The sequence below is a fragment of the Saccharopolyspora sp. ID03-671 genome, from assembly GCF_045278815.1.
Lineage (GTDB): Bacteria > Actinomycetota > Actinomycetes > Mycobacteriales > Pseudonocardiaceae > Saccharopolyspora > Saccharopolyspora ipomoeae.
This window is the reverse complement of record NZ_CP134054.1, coordinates 4,656,886-4,672,063: the sequence shown is the minus strand read 5'-3', so window position 1 is coordinate 4,672,063 and position 15,178 is coordinate 4,656,886. Positions and strand designations below refer to the sequence as shown.

The 15,178-nt window shown below is 71.1% G+C and carries 11 protein-coding genes, 1 pseudogene and 1 riboswitch; of the genes and pseudogenes, 9 read left to right on the top strand and 3 right to left on the bottom strand.

Annotation, left to right across the window (positions count from 1 at the left end; genetic code table 11):
• Positions 1 to 107: 107 nt before the first annotated feature.
• Entirely contained in the window at positions 108 to 1,463 is a 1,356-nt protein-coding gene (locus REH65_RS21615; protein ID WP_406688852.1) for an L-serine ammonia-lyase, read from the bottom strand.
• A gap of 31 nt (positions 1,464 to 1,494) precedes the next feature.
• Entirely contained in the window at positions 1,495 to 1,866 is a 372-nt protein-coding gene (gcvH, locus tag REH65_RS21610) for a glycine cleavage system protein GcvH (protein ID WP_406688851.1), read from the bottom strand.
• Positions 1,867 to 2,014: 148 nt separating this feature from the next.
• Positions 2,015 to 2,110, bottom strand: a riboswitch (glycine riboswitch).
• Between the two features lie 109 nt (positions 2,111 to 2,219).
• Between gcvH and REH65_RS21605 the strand changes: the two genes are divergently transcribed.
• From REH65_RS21605 to REH65_RS21585, 5 genes are all read left to right on the top strand, one after another.
• Positions 2,220 to 3,773: a helix-turn-helix domain-containing protein gene (locus tag REH65_RS21605; RefSeq protein WP_406688850.1), complete on the top strand. Its 1,554-nt coding sequence runs from the start codon at positions 2,220 to 2,222 to the stop codon at positions 3,771 to 3,773.
• Between the two features lie 166 nt (positions 3,774 to 3,939).
• Positions 3,940 to 5,055: an alanine dehydrogenase gene (gene ald, locus REH65_RS21600; RefSeq protein WP_406688849.1), complete on the top strand. Its 1,116-nt coding sequence runs from the start codon at positions 3,940 to 3,942 to the stop codon at positions 5,053 to 5,055.
• 289 nt (positions 5,056 to 5,344) lie between these two features.
• Entirely contained in the window at positions 5,345 to 5,776 is a 432-nt protein-coding gene (locus tag REH65_RS21595) for a hypothetical protein (RefSeq protein WP_406688848.1), read from the top strand.
• A 79-nt stretch (positions 5,777 to 5,855) separates the two neighbouring features.
• A complete protein-coding gene (locus REH65_RS21590; RefSeq protein WP_406688847.1) occupies positions 5,856 to 6,422 on the top strand; it encodes a hypothetical protein in 567 nt (188 codons plus the stop codon).
• Positions 6,419 to 7,627 carry an MAB_1171c family putative transporter gene (locus REH65_RS21585; RefSeq protein ID WP_406688846.1) on the top strand — a complete coding sequence of 403 codons (1,209 nt, stop codon included), beginning with the start codon at positions 6,419 to 6,421 and terminating at the stop codon, positions 7,625 to 7,627. Before REH65_RS21590 ends, REH65_RS21585 begins: the two co-directional genes overlap by 4 nt.
• A gap of 4 nt (positions 7,628 to 7,631) precedes the next feature.
• On the opposite strand, the gene REH65_RS21580 is transcribed toward REH65_RS21585, so the two are convergent.
• Positions 7,632 to 8,270, bottom strand: coding sequence for a phosphatase PAP2 family protein (locus tag REH65_RS21580; RefSeq protein WP_406688845.1), 639 nt, complete (start codon positions 8,268 to 8,270; stop codon positions 7,632 to 7,634).
• 451 nt (positions 8,271 to 8,721) lie between these two features.
• On the opposite strand from REH65_RS21580, the gene REH65_RS21575 reads away from it, so the two are divergent.
• From REH65_RS21575 to REH65_RS21560, 4 genes and pseudogenes are all read left to right on the top strand, one after another.
• Positions 8,722 to 9,234, top strand: coding sequence for a hypothetical protein (locus REH65_RS21575; protein ID WP_281455116.1), 513 nt, complete (start codon positions 8,722 to 8,724; stop codon positions 9,232 to 9,234).
• Positions 9,235 to 9,370: 136 nt separating this feature from the next.
• The gene (locus REH65_RS21570) at positions 9,371 to 10,345 is read left to right on the top strand and encodes an ABC transporter ATP-binding protein (protein WP_406688844.1); all 975 of its coding nucleotides are present in this window, start codon (positions 9,371 to 9,373) and stop codon (positions 10,343 to 10,345) included.
• A complete protein-coding gene (locus tag REH65_RS21565; RefSeq protein ID WP_281455118.1) occupies positions 10,345 to 11,199 on the top strand; it encodes an ABC transporter permease in 855 nt (284 codons plus the stop codon). The genes REH65_RS21570 and REH65_RS21565 overlap by 1 nt, the downstream gene beginning before the upstream one ends.
• A 136-nt stretch (positions 11,200 to 11,335) precedes the next feature.
• Positions 11,336 to 15,106, top strand: a pseudogene (locus REH65_RS21560) (ABC transporter ATP-binding protein).
• Positions 15,107 to 15,178 lie beyond the last annotated feature (72 nt).

Below are 15,178 nucleotides of genomic sequence, written 5' to 3'. Positions count from 1 at the left end.
GGGTGTTCGCGTCGAAGGTTCCCCCGATACTCGAACGAGCAGGTCAGGGGCGCGCTGAGGCCCGAGGCGATGACAGGGAGGTTCCCCTGCTCACCCCGGGCCGCCGTTCAGCACTCGATGACGTTGACGGCCAGGCCGCCGCGCGCGGTCTCCTTGTACTTGACCGACATGTCGCGACCCGTCTCCCGCATCGTCTTCATGACCTTGTCGAGGGACACGTAGTGCGTGCCGTTGCCCCGCAGGGCCATGCGCGCGGCGGTGATCGCCTTGACCGATGCGACCGCGTTGCGCTCGATGCACGGGATCTGCACCAGCCCGCCGATGGGATCGCAGGTGAGCCCGAGGTTGTGCTCCATCGCGATCTCGGCGGCGTTCTCCACCTGCTCCGGCGTGCCGCCCAGCACCTCCGCCAAACCGGCCGCCGCCATCGAGCAGGCCGAGCCGACCTCGCCCTGGCAACCGACCTCGGCACCGGAGATCGAGGCGTTCTCCTTGAACAGCACCCCGATCGCCCCTGCCGTCAGCAGGAATCGCACCACACCGTCCTCATCGGCACCGGGGACGAAACGGGCGTAGTAGTGCAGAACGGCGGGAACGATGCCGGCCGCGCCGTTGGTCGGAGCCGTCACCACGCGCCCGCCCGCCGCGTTCTCCTCGTTGACCGCCAGCGCGAACAACGTGACCCACTCCAGCGGGTCGTCGCGGTCGGTCAACGACGCCGCCAGCTGCGCCGCGCGCCGCCGCACCTTCAACCCGCCCGGCAGCTCACCGGTGCTGCGGCACCCGTTGTCGACGCATTCCCGCATCACCCGCCAGATGTCGAGCAGCCCCGCGCGAACGGCCGACTCCTCGCGCCACGACAGCTCGTTGGCCAGCATGACCCCGCTGATCGGCAAACCAGACCCGGTGCTGTGCAGCAGCAGATCGGCCCCGGTGCGGAAGGGCATGGGAACCTTCGTGTCATCGGCCTTGACCCGATCCGCCCCGGCAGCGTCCTCGTCCACGACGAAACCGCCGCCGACCGAGTAGTAGATCGCCGAGTCGAGCTCCCCACCGTCGTTGCCGAGGGCGGTGAACCGCATCCCGTTGGGATGCTGCGGCAACGACTTGCGCCGGTGCAGCACCAGATCGCGCGCAACGCTGAAGGGCAGCACCTGGTCGCCGCCGAGCCGCAACATGCCGCTGCGCTCGATCTCGTCGACGCGCTCCGCGCCGGCCACCGGGTCCACCGCCTCCGGGCGGTTCCCCTCGAGCCCGAGCACCACGGCTCCCGGGCTGCCGTGACCGTGACCGGTCGCGCCGAGAGAACCGAACAACTCCGCTTTGACTCTGTTGACCTGGGAGATCACGCCGTTCTCGCGCAGCCTGACGGTGAACCGCTGCGCCGCGCGCATCGGCCCCACGGTGTGCGAGCTGGACGGACCGATTCCCACCGAGAACAGGTCGAAGACACTGATCGCCATTGATCGCCTCGCCTCGTTCCGGGCTCCGCGACTACTCGTTGATCAAGTCGGAGTACTGCTGGGCCGTGAGGGTCGCACCGGTCTCGGTGACGCGCACCTCGATCAGCCAGCCCTCGCCGTAGGGGTCGGAGTTGACCACGGCCGGGTCGTCGACCGCAGCGTCGTTGATGGCCACGACCTCACCGGTGACGGGCGCGAACAGGTCGCTGACGGACTTGGTCGACTCGAGCTCACCACACGCCTGACCGGCCTCGATCTTGTCGCCGACCTCGGGGAGCTGCACGAAGACGATGTCGCCGAGGGCGCTGGCGGCGTGCTCGGTGATGCCGACGCGGGAGATCTCGCCGCGGTCCTCGATCCACTCGTGCTCTTCGGTGTAGGCCAGGTTGGTGGGCAGCGTCATGAGGGAGGCTCCAAAGCGGTTTCGAGGGGCGTTGATCCCCGGTTTCGGCTGGGCCTCCCCCTCTGTTGCGGAACCTGAGAGCTTCGCCGCGGCGGCGGCTTGCACCGTGGGTGGCACGTCTGCGTCGACGAGCGCTTTCCAGAGTCGCCTCGCCCGAGCGGTCGTGGGTGCCTGAGAGTTTGCTGGGGAGTGTTGCTCCTTCGGCGCCCTGCGCTGCTGGCAGGGTCTCTCCCGCACGGGGTCGATGGCCGGTATGCGATTGTCGATGTGCTCAGCAACGATAAACGCGCCAGCGGCACTGTCAATGCACATGTGATCTCCGCCGGTGCGTCTTGGTCGAGGAGGCCCCTTCGATGCTCGACATCCGGGCGCTGGTCGAGCGGGTCGGACCGGCTCTGCTGCGCACCGTGATCAGCCCGGAAGCCAGCACCGTCGCCGGTGATGTGGTGATCGCCGAACCCGATCAGCCCACACCCGCCACCGGTGGCGACCTCGTGCTGGGAGTGGGCATCGCCGATCGCGAGCAGGCGCTGCGGCTGGTGCGCGAGAGCGGCGAGAGCGGTGCGGCGGCGGTGCTGCTCAAACCCCCGGTGGCGGCGCTCGCCGAGGTGGTGGAGGCGGTGCGCGAGGCGGGGATCGCGCTGGTCGAGGTGCGGCCGGGCACGGCGTGGGCGCAGCTGGTGTGGTTGATCCGCGCGGCGCTCGCGGGCGGGATCCGGCAGACCGAGGAGAGCGGGGTCGGGGTCGCCGACCTGTTCCGGCTGGCCGACGCGGTCGCCGACGTCGTGGACGCCCCGGTGACCATCGAGGACGCCCACTCCCAGGTGCTGGCCTACTCGGCCCGGCAGGACCTGACCGATCCGGCGCGGATCTCCACGATCATGGGACGCAAGCAGCCGGACGACGTGCTCGCGAAGTTCCGCGCCCGCGGCACGTTCCGGCAGCTCACCAAGGGCAGTTCGGCGATCTTCGTGCCCGCGCAGCAGGACGGCACGCTGCCGCGGCTGGTGGTGCCGATCCGCATGGGAGGTGAGCTGCTCGGGTCGATGTGGGCGGTGGTGCCGGGACCGGTCTCGGAGGAGCGCGCCACGGCCTTCGCCGACACCGCGCCATTGGTGGCGCTGCAGTTGTTGCGCTGGCGCGCGGTCGCCGACGTGCAGCGGAAGCGCTCGGCCGAGCAGGTGCGGCTGCTGCTCGACGGAGGGGACGGCTGGCGCTCGGCGGCCACCGAACTGGCCGTGCCCAACGAGGAGCACCGGGTGATCGCGATCGAGATGCCGGCGTCCGACGAGCCCGCCGAGGGGCAGCGGCTGGCGATGTGGGAGCGGATCACCCGCGGCATCGGGCGACGTCCGCTGGTCACCGAGATCGGTTCGGTGCTCTACGCGCTGGTGCCCGATCGGGGACGCGGTGGCGGCTGGCCCGAATTGCGCCAGGCCCTGCTCTCGCACGAGTTGTCCCCTCGCCCCCTCGTCGCGGTGGGAACGTCCGTGCCGGTCACTGACGTACCGCGGTCGCGCGCGCAGGCCGACGAGCTGATCGGGCTGCTGCGCACGGGCCTGGTGCGGCAGCGCGTCGCGGTCTACGACGACCTGTGGCACCTGCTGGTGCTGAGCCGGATGGCGGGGGCCGCCACCGATGCCGGGGTTGCCACGTTGGGTCCCCTGCCGGTGCTGCGCGAGCACGATCGCGCGCAGCACACCGACTACCAGGCCACGCTGCACGCGTGGCTGCGTCATCCCGGTGATCCGCGTCAGGCGAGCCGGGAGCTGCGGGTCCACCCCAACACCTTCCGGTACCGGATGAAGCGGATCGGCCAGCTGGTGGACGTCGACCTCGACGACCCCGACGTCCGGTCGGCGCTGCTGGTGCAGTTGCTGGCCGAGCGGTGGGCCCAGCACGGCTGAGTCCGTCGCGGGGCGAGCACGGGAACCTTTCTGTCACCACCGGCCCCGCACGCACCGCTGTTGTGCCGGCAGCACAAAGCCCCCCACCCAATCTCATGCCGCGGACATGATGCGTCCTGCGCCACATCGTCCGATCGTTGTTTCCACACGACGAAAGGACCCCACGGTGAAGATCGCAGTGCCTCGCGAGATCAAGAACAACGAGTATCGGGTGGCGATCACTCCTGCCGGTGTGCACGAGCTGACCGCGCGTGGTCATGACGTGTTCGTCGAGGCGGGCGCCGGCGCCGGATCGTCCATCCCGGACGAGGACTACCTCGCTTCCGGCGCGAAGGTCCTGGCCACCGCCGACGACGTGTGGGCGGAAGGCGACCTCGTGCTCAAGGTCAAGGAGCCGATCGCCGAGGAGTACCCGCGGCTGCGCCGGGACCAGGTGCTGTTCACCTACCTGCACCTGGCCGCCTCGGCCGAGCTGACCGACGCCATGCTGAACTCGGGCGTCACCGGCATCGCCTACGAGACGGTGCAGACCGCGGATGGCGGGTTGCCGCTGCTGGCGCCGATGAGCGAGGTCGCCGGGCGGCTGGCGCCGCTGGTGGGAGCGCATTCGCTGTTGCGCCCCAGCGGTGGCCGCGGTGTGCTGCCGGGCGGCGTTCCGGGCGTGCACCCGGCCCGGGTCGTGGTGATCGGCGGCGGTGTCGCCGGGCTCAACGCGGCTCGGGTGGCCCTGGGCATGGGCGCCGACGTGGAGCTGCTGGACACCAACGTCGGCAAGCTGCGCGAGATCGACCGCGACTTCCACGGCCAGATCCGCACCGTCACCTCCAACCGCTACGCGGTGGAGCAGGCGGTCCGCTCGGCCGACCTGGTGATCGGCGCGGTGCTGATCGCGGGAGCGAAGGCCCCGAAGCTGGTGTCCAACCACCTGGTCTCGGAGATGAAGCCGGGCAGTGTTCTGGTCGACATCGCCATCGACCAGGGCGGGTGCTTCGCCGACTCGCGTCCGACCACGCACGACGACCCGACCTACCGGGTGCACGACTCGGTCTTCTACTGCGTGGCGAACATGCCGGGCGCGGTGCCCAACACCTCCACGCACGCGCTGACCAACGTGACCCTGCCCTACGTGCTGCGCATCGCGGAGGCGGGCTGGCGGCAGGCCTGCCGTGGTGACGCGGCGCTGGCCGGTGGCCTCAACACCCACGACGGGCACTTGGTCAACCAGGCCGTCGCCGAGGCCCACGGCCGCACGAGCCTGCCGCTGAACAGCGTCCTGGACTGACTTCGGCCGGGTCGATCGAGCCTCGGGGTTGCGCGGAAGGTTCCCTTCCGCGCAGCCCCGCCGGTCTTCGTCGGCAAGAAGGTTCCCTTGCTCGCGCGCGATGGCATCGGCGGGCACCCGGTCACGTCCGAGCGGCTGCGGCACCGGAGCAGAACCGCGGGATGATGTTGCTCTCCTGCGGCTCTGCCCGGCACACCCCCAAGCGATTACACGATCGTGGAATCTCGACAGAGAGTAGTATCAAATGCGAGAATCCGTCAATCGGGGGAACGGACCTGGGGGTGATCCTGTGCCCGAGAAGCGCGAGAGCACGGTGAGCGATCAAGGGGACACGCTGGCGGAGAGGCTGGCGTGGCTGCGGCGATCGTTCCCCGACCCGGAGACCGGGCGGCCGTACGAGGTCAAGCGGATCTCCGCGGAGACCGGCATTTCCGGATCGCAGCTCTACAAGATCCTCAGCGGGGAGTCCCCGAACCCGGGCTGGCAGCACCTGCGGGCGCTGGCGGCGTTCTTCCGCGTGCCGCTCGACACCTTCGACTCCGGTGAGCACGCCGACTCGGTGCGGGCCCAGCTCGCGACGCTGGTCGAACTCCGGGAGCTGAAGGAGTCCGGTGTGGAATCGCTCAGCTTGCGCGGGCTGACCCCGGCCCAGGCCGAGCGCATCCGCGGTGTGGTCGCCGATCTGCGCGACAGCAACACCGCGAGCAACGATGACGCATGATCCGGAACATGAGCATGCGTCGGCGACCGCACCGTTCCGCTGCGCGCGCCTGGTGCTCGTCCCGGGCGATGATCGCGGCGTGACCCCCTCCGACGATCACGCGCAGCCCGGCACGATGCGGGCGTGGTGCCAGGAACTGGCGTCCGCGCTTCCGCTGCCGACGCCGTGGGACCTGCGCACGTTCATCGACGAGCTGGGGCGGGCCCGCGGGCGCCCGATCACGCTGCGCCAGGTCTCCGCGGTGGAGTCCGAAAGCCCCTGCGGCGCCCTGATCTCGCTCGCCGACCACGACGTGATCGGCTACGTGCCCAGCACCCCGCTGCACGAGGAGCACATCATCCTGCACGAGGTCGGGCACCTGGTGTGCGGGCATTCGGACACCAAGCTGGCCGATTCGCCGATGGTGGCCGCCTTGGTGCCGGACCTGTCGCCCGAGCTCATCCGCAGCGTCCTGGGGCGCTCCGCGTTCGACGCCGTCACCGAGCAGCAGGCCGAGCTCGTGGCCAGCCTGTACCTCTACCGCGCCGGGCGCGCACCGGCACCGCTGCGGGGCGTGCGCAAGCTGGACGCGCGGTCCGGCCGCACCCTGCGCGAGATCCAGGCGACGTTCGGCAGCGCTCGCCGACGCGGGCCCGAGAAGCGATGAGCAGCATCGTCCTCCCCTGCGTCGGCCTGATCGCGGTGCTGGCCGCGGTCGGAAAGGCCGTTCAAGGCCACCGCAGGCGGTCCCTCACGCCGAGCACGCTGTACCTGTGCGGCGCGATCGGCAGCGTGGGCCTGTCCGCGGCGCTGGTGGCTCCGGTTTCCCTGAGGTGGATGTCGACCTGGGAACCCGTGCCCAACCTCGGGCGTCTGGTGGCCAACGTCCTGGCGATGCTCGCGGCCGTGTGCGTCCAAGGGCTGGTGGCGCACCTGCTGCACGAACCGGCGCGCGCCCGCGCGGTGATGCGCGTGCAGATACCGATCGTGGTCCTGGCGTCAGCCGCGATGGCGCTGCTGCTGCTCACGGCCGATCTCCCGTTCCACCTGGCCTACTTGGCCGGCTACGCCCACCACCCGGCCGTAGCCGCCTACATCGTCGTGTTCACCCTCTACATCCTCTGGTCGACGTCGGTGTTCGGCTGGTTCCTGCACCACTACATCGCGCGAACCCCGCGCAGGTGGCTGCGCGCCGGGCTGCGCACGATCCAGGCCGGGTGCCTGGCATCGGCGGGGTGGGCGGCGGCCAAGATCACCGGTGCGCTGTGGGTGGTGAGCGGCCGCAGCCCCGTCGCGATGGAACCGGTGGCGGACCTGGCGAGCGCGTGCGCCGCGGCGTGCGTCGCCCTGGTCGCCGCCGGGGCGACCATGCCCGTCTGGGGTCCGCGCGCGGCGGTCCCGGTCTCGTGGTGCCGCGCGGTCCTCCAATCCCGGCGGCTGCGCCCGTTGTGGCAGCGGCTGGCCGGCGAGCTGCCGCAGATCACCTTGCCCGCCGCCATGTACGCCCACGCCGACGCGCGGTTCGCCCTGTACCGGCGGGTGGTGGAGATCCGCGACGCGCAGCTGGTGCTGCGCTCCTACGTCCACCCCGAGGCCCACGCGTGGGCTCGCCGCGCCGCCGAGCGGGCGGGGCTCGGCCCCCGGCGCGCCCATCAGGTCGTCGAGGCGGCGTGCTTGGCCAGCGCGCTGGACGCTCACGCCGCGGGGCAGCGGCATCAGCCTGACCCGGACGAGTCCACCGCGCCGTATCGCGGCGTGGGCTCGGATCCGCACGCCGAGGCGCGGTGGTTGATCGAGATCGGCCGCCTCGTGGAGCGCTCCCCGATCGTGGCCGACATCCGGTCCCGCACCCGGGCCGACGTTCCCGGCTGAGCTCTCAGCCGAGGGCGGCGAACAGGCCGCCGCCGATGGCGGCGCCGATCAGCGCGCCGAGGACGACCTGCGCGGTGGTGTGGTCGCGGACCTGCACGCGCGACCAGGAGATCGCCGCCACCAGCACCATCAACGCCCAGTACACCGGGTGGTAGGTCACGGCGAGGATCACCACCGCGCCCGACGCCACCGCCGAGTGCATCGAGATCTTCCACCGCGCCGTGATTCCTCCCGTGACGAGCAGGGAGGCGATCATGGCGACGTCCAGGACGATCACCTGCCGCGGCGCGCCCAGGGCGGCGAGCAGGCCCAGGCCGACCAGGCTCATGACGATCAGCGCGATGAGGGGAACCAACCTGCCCGCGCGGTCGCGGACGTGGTGGCCGTCCCACCGGCCGGTCCTGGCTCCCCAGACGATCACCGCCATCGGGAGGATGCTGCTGGTGGCCGCGACGAGCAGGCCCCAGCCGAGCGCGGGGAGCACCAGGTGCGTCGCGCGCCAGGCCACCGCCAGCGGCAGCAGGACGACGATCACCCACGGTGCGAACACCTCGGTGAGCACGCGCGCGAGTCGGTCGCGCAGGTCGCGCGCCGGGCTGCCGATCGTGGTGTTCTCGGTCGTCGGGCAAGCGTCCACGGGCACAGTTTCACATGCTCAGCGGACCGCACCCGCCAGCAGCTCACCACCACCAGCGCGAGGTTTGGGGAATTTGCCCCTAGTTCGAATTCGAATTGGTGGATGAGCAACTCAAGTCCGAATGCGGGTCAATTGCCGGAGCGCATGAATCGCAGTGCGGCGAAAAAGGGGAATTAGGGGCGGCCCGCTCAACCAGCCTGGGGGTCACCGGGAGCAGGCCGCCACGCTCAGTGTAGGGCAAGATCGCCGGTTTGCCGACGACGTGAGCGAGCCCTTCGCCGCCAATTTTCAGCCGAATCGATAACCACTCGATGGGGTGAGTCTCGCCGGGTGGCCGTGCAGGCGTGAACCGCTGATGCCGATGTCACCCATCGGAGTAACGGCGGGTGACTGATCGACGGACGCTCCCGCCGGAAACTCCGTGGCAGCAAAAGCACGCTGAGGGTGGGAGAAAAACGTGACGGACACGGCACTGCGCAAGGCGGTTCTCGACCGGCTCGACACGCTGGACAGAGCGATGGGCGAAGGCGCTCCCGAAGTGCTCCTCCCCATTGCCCGATCCGAACTGCATCGACTCACCGAAGCCCTCCAAACCCTGTTAGCCGATCACGAACCCGACAAGGACGGACGCTGCCCGTCCTGCCGCGGAACGCTGCGCGGCCGCCCCTGGCCCTGCAAGGTGTGGCAGGCCGCGCACCACCAGCTCATCACCGAGCGCTCCGCCTCGCAGGAACGTCGCAGCAACCTCCGCCGCCAAACCGGATCGCACCCCCGCACCCCCGAACCCGAGGTCCCGGTGATCAGCGAGCCGATCGTGTCGACCGTCGGACGAGGCCCCTCCGACTGGGACACAGACGAGTTCATCCGGCCCGACCTGACCACCGTCCCGATGACCCCGCCGCTGCTCGCCCAGCCGGCCGACGCCGAGCGCGGCACGATCTACCGCGCGGCCGTCGTCGAACGCTCCTGACCTGCCGCTCTCCCCCACGTCCGGCGCCCGATGACCTTTGCGGCCGCGACACCGCACCGGGCCGCGCCCGCCTGTCCGGCAGGATGGGGGCCGTCAGGGTTGGCACACCGACGGGTGACCGGACGTGGGAGGGCGCGTGCACGACGGCAGCGGTCGCATCCACGTGCAAGGGCTGAACAAGACGTTCGGCCCCGTGCACGCGGTGCAGGACCTCAGCTTCACGGTGCAGCCCGGCGCGGTCACCGGTTTCCTCGGCCCCAACGGGGCGGGCAAGACCACGGCGCTGCGCATGATCCTCGGCCTGGTCGCGCCCACCTCGGGCACCGCGACCATCAACGGACTGCCGTTCCACCGGCTGCCGAAGCCCGGCGGGATCGTCGGGGCGGTGCTCGACGCGCACGGGTTCCACCCGAACCGCACCGCCCGCCACCACCTGCGCTGCTACGCCGCCGCGATGGACGTCCCCGACTCGCAGGTGGACCGGGCGCTGGAGCTGGTCGGCCTCGCCGCCGCCGCGGACCGCAAGACCGGCGGCTTCTCGCTGGGCATGCGGCAACGCCTCGCGCTGGCCACCGCGCTGCTCGGGGATCCGCAGATTCTGGTCCTCGACGAGCCCGCCAACGGCCTGGATCCCGAGGGGATCGCGTGGTTGCGGGGTTTCCTGCACGCGTTCGCCGCCGGGGGCCGCACGGTGCTGATGTCCAGCCACTTCCTCCGCGAGATCGAGAACACCGTCGACCGGCTGGTCATCATCAGCCAGGGCCGCTGCGTCTACGACGGGCACGTCGAGGAGCTGCGCGCCGCCCAGCAGGCCCGCGCGCTCGTGCAGGCCGACAGCCCGGAGGTGCTGGTCGGCAAGGTCCAGGAAGCCGGTTTCGGGGTCGAATACCTGCCGGACGGGCGACTGGCCGTGATCGGAGCCGATTCCCGCGCGGTCGCCGACCTGGCGCGGGAAGCGGGCGTCGCGCTCTACGCGATGCAGGACGAGCGCATCGACCTGGAGCAGTTGTTCTTCCGCCTCACCCACGGCCAGTACGCGGGACTTCCGCAGTACGCCCCACCGGTTCCGGGGACGTGGACTGGCCGGCCAGGCGAAGGTGGGGACGTGTGATGATCGCGCTGATCAAGGCCGAGTACCGGAAGATCTTCACCACCAGCCTGTGGTGGGCGCTGCTGATCCCCGTGGTGGTGCTCGGGTTCGGCGCGGGCTGGTTGGGCACCGCCTTCGGCGGGATCATCGACATGGTCGAGGAGTTCAGCGCGTCCCTGCCGCTGGGCCTGCTGTCGGTGGCGCTGTCGACGAACTTCGGCACGATCTTCGCGCTGCTGTTCGGCGCGATGTCCTTCGCGGGCGAGTTCCGCTCCAAGTCCATCACCACGACCTACCTCACGGCCAACCCGCGCAGCTCGGTCCTGTGGGCGAAGCTGATCGCCTGCGCCGGCATCGGGGTGCTCTACGGTTTGGCGAACGTGCTGGTCGCGAGCTTCGGCGCACTGCTCGGCGCCGGCCAGGACATGGGCAACTTCGGCGGTCTCGGCAGCTGGCTCGGCGTCGGCGGGGCCGGTGTGCTCGCGATGCTGCTGTGGACGCTGCTCGGGGTCGGTTTCGGGGCGCTGATCGCCAACTCCGTCCTGGTGATCATCCTGCCGCTGGTCTACAAGTTCGCGGTCGAGTTCATCCTGTCGATCAGCCTGATCGACACCGCGGTCTCGGGCATCAGCCCCTACCTGCCGGGCGCGGCCGGCAACGGGATCGTGTCGAACCTGGCGGTGCCGCTGTTCGTCTCCGCGGTGGCGGGACCCGACGAACCGAACACGCCGCGCGCCGCGTTCGAACTCCTGCACCTGTTCTTCGGCGGCACCTACGGGCACCCGTGGTGGGCGAGCCTGCTGACGTTCCTCGGTTACACCGCGCTGTTCGTGGCCGGGGGCTGGTTCGTGAGCACGCGGCGCGACGTGGTGTGAGGAAGGGAACCTTCCTGTCATCCCTCCCGGGCTGCGGGCGAAATGACGGGAAGGTTCCCTTCCTCACCCGTTGGCGCCGGTCACACCGCGGGATCGGTGGTGCTGCGACGTCGGTGCGGCGGCCTAACCTGACGGGGTGAGCGACTCCGAGAATCCCCGCCGTTCCTCCGGCGGCTGGATCCGTCGCCTCTTCGCCGCATGTCGGCGCCACCCGGTCGCGTTGACGTTGGCGATGGGCGCCTCCGTGACCGCGGTGGGGCTGGAGGCGCTGGTTCCGCTGCTGACCAAGCTCGCGGTCGACGACGCGGTGGCGCGCAGCACCGAACGGCTGTGGTGGATCGTGCTCGTGCTGCTGGTGCTGGGGGTGTTCGGTTCGCGGCCGCGTTCGTCCGCCGCTACAGCGCCGGACGCCTGGCCTTGGACGTGCAGCACGACCTGCGGCGGGCGGTGTTCGCCGCGATGCAGCGGCTCGACGGGGGCAAGCAGGACGCGCTCCGCACCGGCCAGGTGGTGTCGCGGTCGATCAGCGACCTGCAGCTGGTGAACTCGCTGCTGTCGATGCTGCCGCTGGCGGCGGGCACCGCGGTGCTGGCGGTGTTCGCGATCGCGGCGATGCTGTGGCTGTCCCCGCTGCTCACGGTGGTTGCCTTGATCGTCGCGCCGCTGATCGCGGTCGTCTCGGCGCGCAGCAAGAAACGGCTGTTCCCGGCGACCTGGTCGGCTCAGCAGCGCGCGGCCGACATCGCCCAGCACGTCGAGGAGACCGTCACCGGCGTGCGCGTGGTCAAGGGCTTCGGGCAGGAGGAACGGGAGGTCTCCCGGCTGGAGACGCGGGCGCGGCGGTTGTTCGCCGCGCGGCTGCGCGCGCGCCCGCATGACCTCGCTCCCGGCGGCGAGCCTGGCGACGCTGCCGTCGGCCGGTCAGGTCGGCGTGCTCGGCCTGGGCGGCTGGATGGTGCTGCAGGACCAGGTGAGCTTGGGAACCTTCGTGGCATTCGCGGGCTACGTGGCGATGCTGTCCGGCCCGGCCCGCATGCTCTCCAGCGTGATGATCCAGGCCCAGCTGGCGCGGGCCGGGGTCGAGCGCATCCACGAGCTCACCGACTCCCAGCCCGAGGTCGAGGAGAAGCCCGACGCCCGCAGCCTGCCCGAGGGTCCGCTGGAGGTCCGCCTCGACGAGGTCGGGTTCGGCTACACCCGCGATCAGCCGGTGCTGCGGGACGCGACGTTGCGGGTCCGCCCGGGCGAGACGGTGGCGCTGGTGGGGCCCGCCGGGTCGGGCAAGTCGACGGTGTCGCTGCTGCTGCCCCGCTTCTACGACGTGCACTCGGGCCGCGTCGCGATCGCCTCCGCCGACACCGGGGAGACCTTCGACCTCCGCGACCTGCGGCTGGATTCGCTGCGCGGCGCGGTGGGCGTGGTCTTCGAGGAAGCGTTCCTGTTCTCCGACACCATTCGCGGCAACATCGCATACGGTCGCGCCGACGCGAGCGAGGAGGACGTGATCGCGGCGGCGAAGGGTGCGGAGGCCCACGAGTTCATCTCCGCCCTCCCGGACGGGTATGACACGACCGTCGGCGAGCGCGGTCTGACGCTGTCCGGGGGCCAGCGGCAGCGGGTGGCGCTGGCCAGGGCCCTGCTGTCGAACCCCCGGGTGCTGGTGCTCGACGACGCGACCTCGGCGGTCGATCCGGCGACCGAGGCCGCCATCCACGACACGCTGCGGTCGGTGACAGCGCAGCGCACGACTCTGCTGATCGCGCACCGGCGGTCGACGCTGGCGCTGGCCGACCGGATCGCGGTGCTCGACGGGGGACGCGTCGTGGACGTGGGCACCGAGAGCGAGCTGCGGGAGCGGTGCGAGCTGTTCCGGTCGTTGCTGGCCGGTCCCGGCGAGACCATCGACGAGCCGCACGACGGTGGCGCGGACGTGTCCCCCGACGGCATCACCCCGGAGCTGTGGCGGCGGGAGGAGCAGCCCGCGGATGAGGTGACGGGAACCTCCGTGTCAACGCCGGGCAGGCACGGGATGGGTGAGGGGTCCGTTCCTCCCACTCCGGAGTTGGTCGAGGGCATTCGCGCGTTGCCGCCGGCGCGCGATCTGCCTCGGGTGCGGGGAACCGATCCGACGGCGCCCGACCCGCAGTTCCGGCTGGCGCGCCTGCTGCGCCCGATCCGGTGGGGGTTGGTGCTGACGGTCGCCCTGGTCGCCGGGGACGCGTTGACCTCGGTGCTGCTGCCGTCGCTGGTGCGGCACGGCATCGACAGCGGTGTCGGGACCGGCAACGTCGACACGTTGTGGCTGGCCACGGGCCTGGCGGCGGTGCTGGTGGCCGGTGGCTGGCTGGTGATCAAGCTGCAGACGGTGATCACCGCCCGCACCGGCGAGACCCTGCTCTACGTGCTTCGGTTGCGCAGCTTCGCGCACTTGCAGCGGTTGGGCCTGGACTTCTACGAGCGGGAGCTGGCCGGGCGGATCATGACCCGGATGACCACGGACGTCGATGCGCTGTCGTCGTTCTTGCAGACGGGTTTGGCGACGTTCGTGGTGAGCGTGCTGACGTTGCTGGGCATCGCGGGCGCGCTGCTGTTCACCGACCCGTCGCTGGCGCTGGTGGCGATGGCGGTGCTGCCGGTGCTGGTGGTGGCCACGATCGTGTTCCGCAGGGTCTCGTCGACGGCTTACGCCGAGGCGCGGGAGCGGGTCAGCACCGTCAACGCCGACCTGCAGGAGAACGTCTCGGGCATGCGGGTCGCACAGGCCCACCGCCGCGAGGGCCACGCCGCGACGGTGTTCGCGCAGCGCAGCGATGCCTATCGGCGGTCGCGGCTGCGGGCTCAGCGCTACATCGCCACGTACTTCCCGTTCGTGGCGCTGCTGTCGGAGATCGCGCAGGCCGCGGTGCTGGGAGTGGGGGCGACGCGGGTCGCTTCGGGCGAGCTGACGGCCGGCGTGCTGGTCGCCTTCCTGCTGTACCTGGGGCTGTTCTTCTCGCCGGTGCAGCAGCTGTCCGGTGTGTTCGACGCCTACCAGCAGGCTCGCGTCGGGTTGCGGCGCATCGGCGAGCTGCTGCGCACGCCGACGTCGGTTCCGGAGCCCGCCGAGCCGGTGGAGGTGCCCGAGCGGCTGCGCGGCGAGGTGGAGTTGCGGGACGTCTCGTTCCGCTACCCAGGCACCGAGCAGTGGGCGCTGCGGGACGTGAACCTGCGCGTGCGGCCCGGGGAGACGGTGGCGCTGGTGGGGGCCACGGGTGCCGGGAAGTCGACCTTGATCAAGCTGATCGCCCGGTTCTACGACGTCACCGACGGCGCGGTGCTGGTCGACGGGACGGACGTGCGCGGCTACGAGCTGGCGGCGTTCCACCAGCGGCTGGCGGTGGTGCCGCAGGAGGGGCACCTGTTCACCGGCGACGTCTCCGACAACATCACCTACGCCCGCCCCGATGCGGGGCCTGCGGAGGTGGAGGCCGCCGCCCGGGCGGTGGGGGCGCTGCCGGGGATCGCGATGCTGCCGCACGGGTTCCGGCAGGAGGTGGGTGAGCGCGGTCGAGGTCTGTCGGCGGGCCAGCGCCAGTTGGTGGCGTTGGCGAGGGCGCAGCTGGTGGAGCCGGACGTGCTGCTGCTGGACGAGGCGACGGCGGCGCTGGATCCGGCGACGGAGTCGATGGTGGTGGCGGCCAGCGACCGGTTGGCGGCGCAGCGCACCACGTTCGTCGTCGCGCACCGGTTGGGCACGGCGGCCCGCGCGGACCGGATCGTGGTGGTCGACGGCGGGCGCATCGTCGAGCAGGGCGGGCACGAGGAGCTGCTGGCCCGGCGCGGTCACTACGCGCGGCTGTGGCGGGCGTCCGACGCGCACGACTCACCTGGGGGCGGCGCCGTGGCGGAGACGAGCAACATCGCGTGAGGAGGGGAACCTTCCTGTCACCCCGGGACCGCGAGGGGAGCGCTACTTCCGGGTCACCGCGAGGTCGCCGAC

What these genes read in the sequence shown, in the direction of transcription:
- REH65_RS21615 (WP_406688852.1), bottom strand. Translation starts at nt 1,463, where the DNA reads ATGGCGATCAGTGTCTTCGACCTGTTCTCGGTGGGAATCGGTCCGTCC.
- gcvH (WP_406688851.1), bottom strand. Translation starts at nt 1,866, where the DNA reads ATGACGCTGCCCACCAACCTGGCCTACACCGAAGAGCACGAGTGGATC.
- REH65_RS21605 (WP_406688850.1), top strand. Translation starts at nt 2,220, where the DNA reads ATGCTCGACATCCGGGCGCTGGTCGAGCGGGTCGGACCGGCTCTGCTG.
- REH65_RS21585 (WP_406688846.1), top strand. Translation starts at nt 6,419, where the DNA reads ATGAGCAGCATCGTCCTCCCCTGCGTCGGCCTGATCGCGGTGCTGGCC.
- REH65_RS21565 (WP_281455118.1), top strand. Translation starts at nt 10,345, where the DNA reads ATGATCGCGCTGATCAAGGCCGAGTACCGGAAGATCTTCACCACCAGC.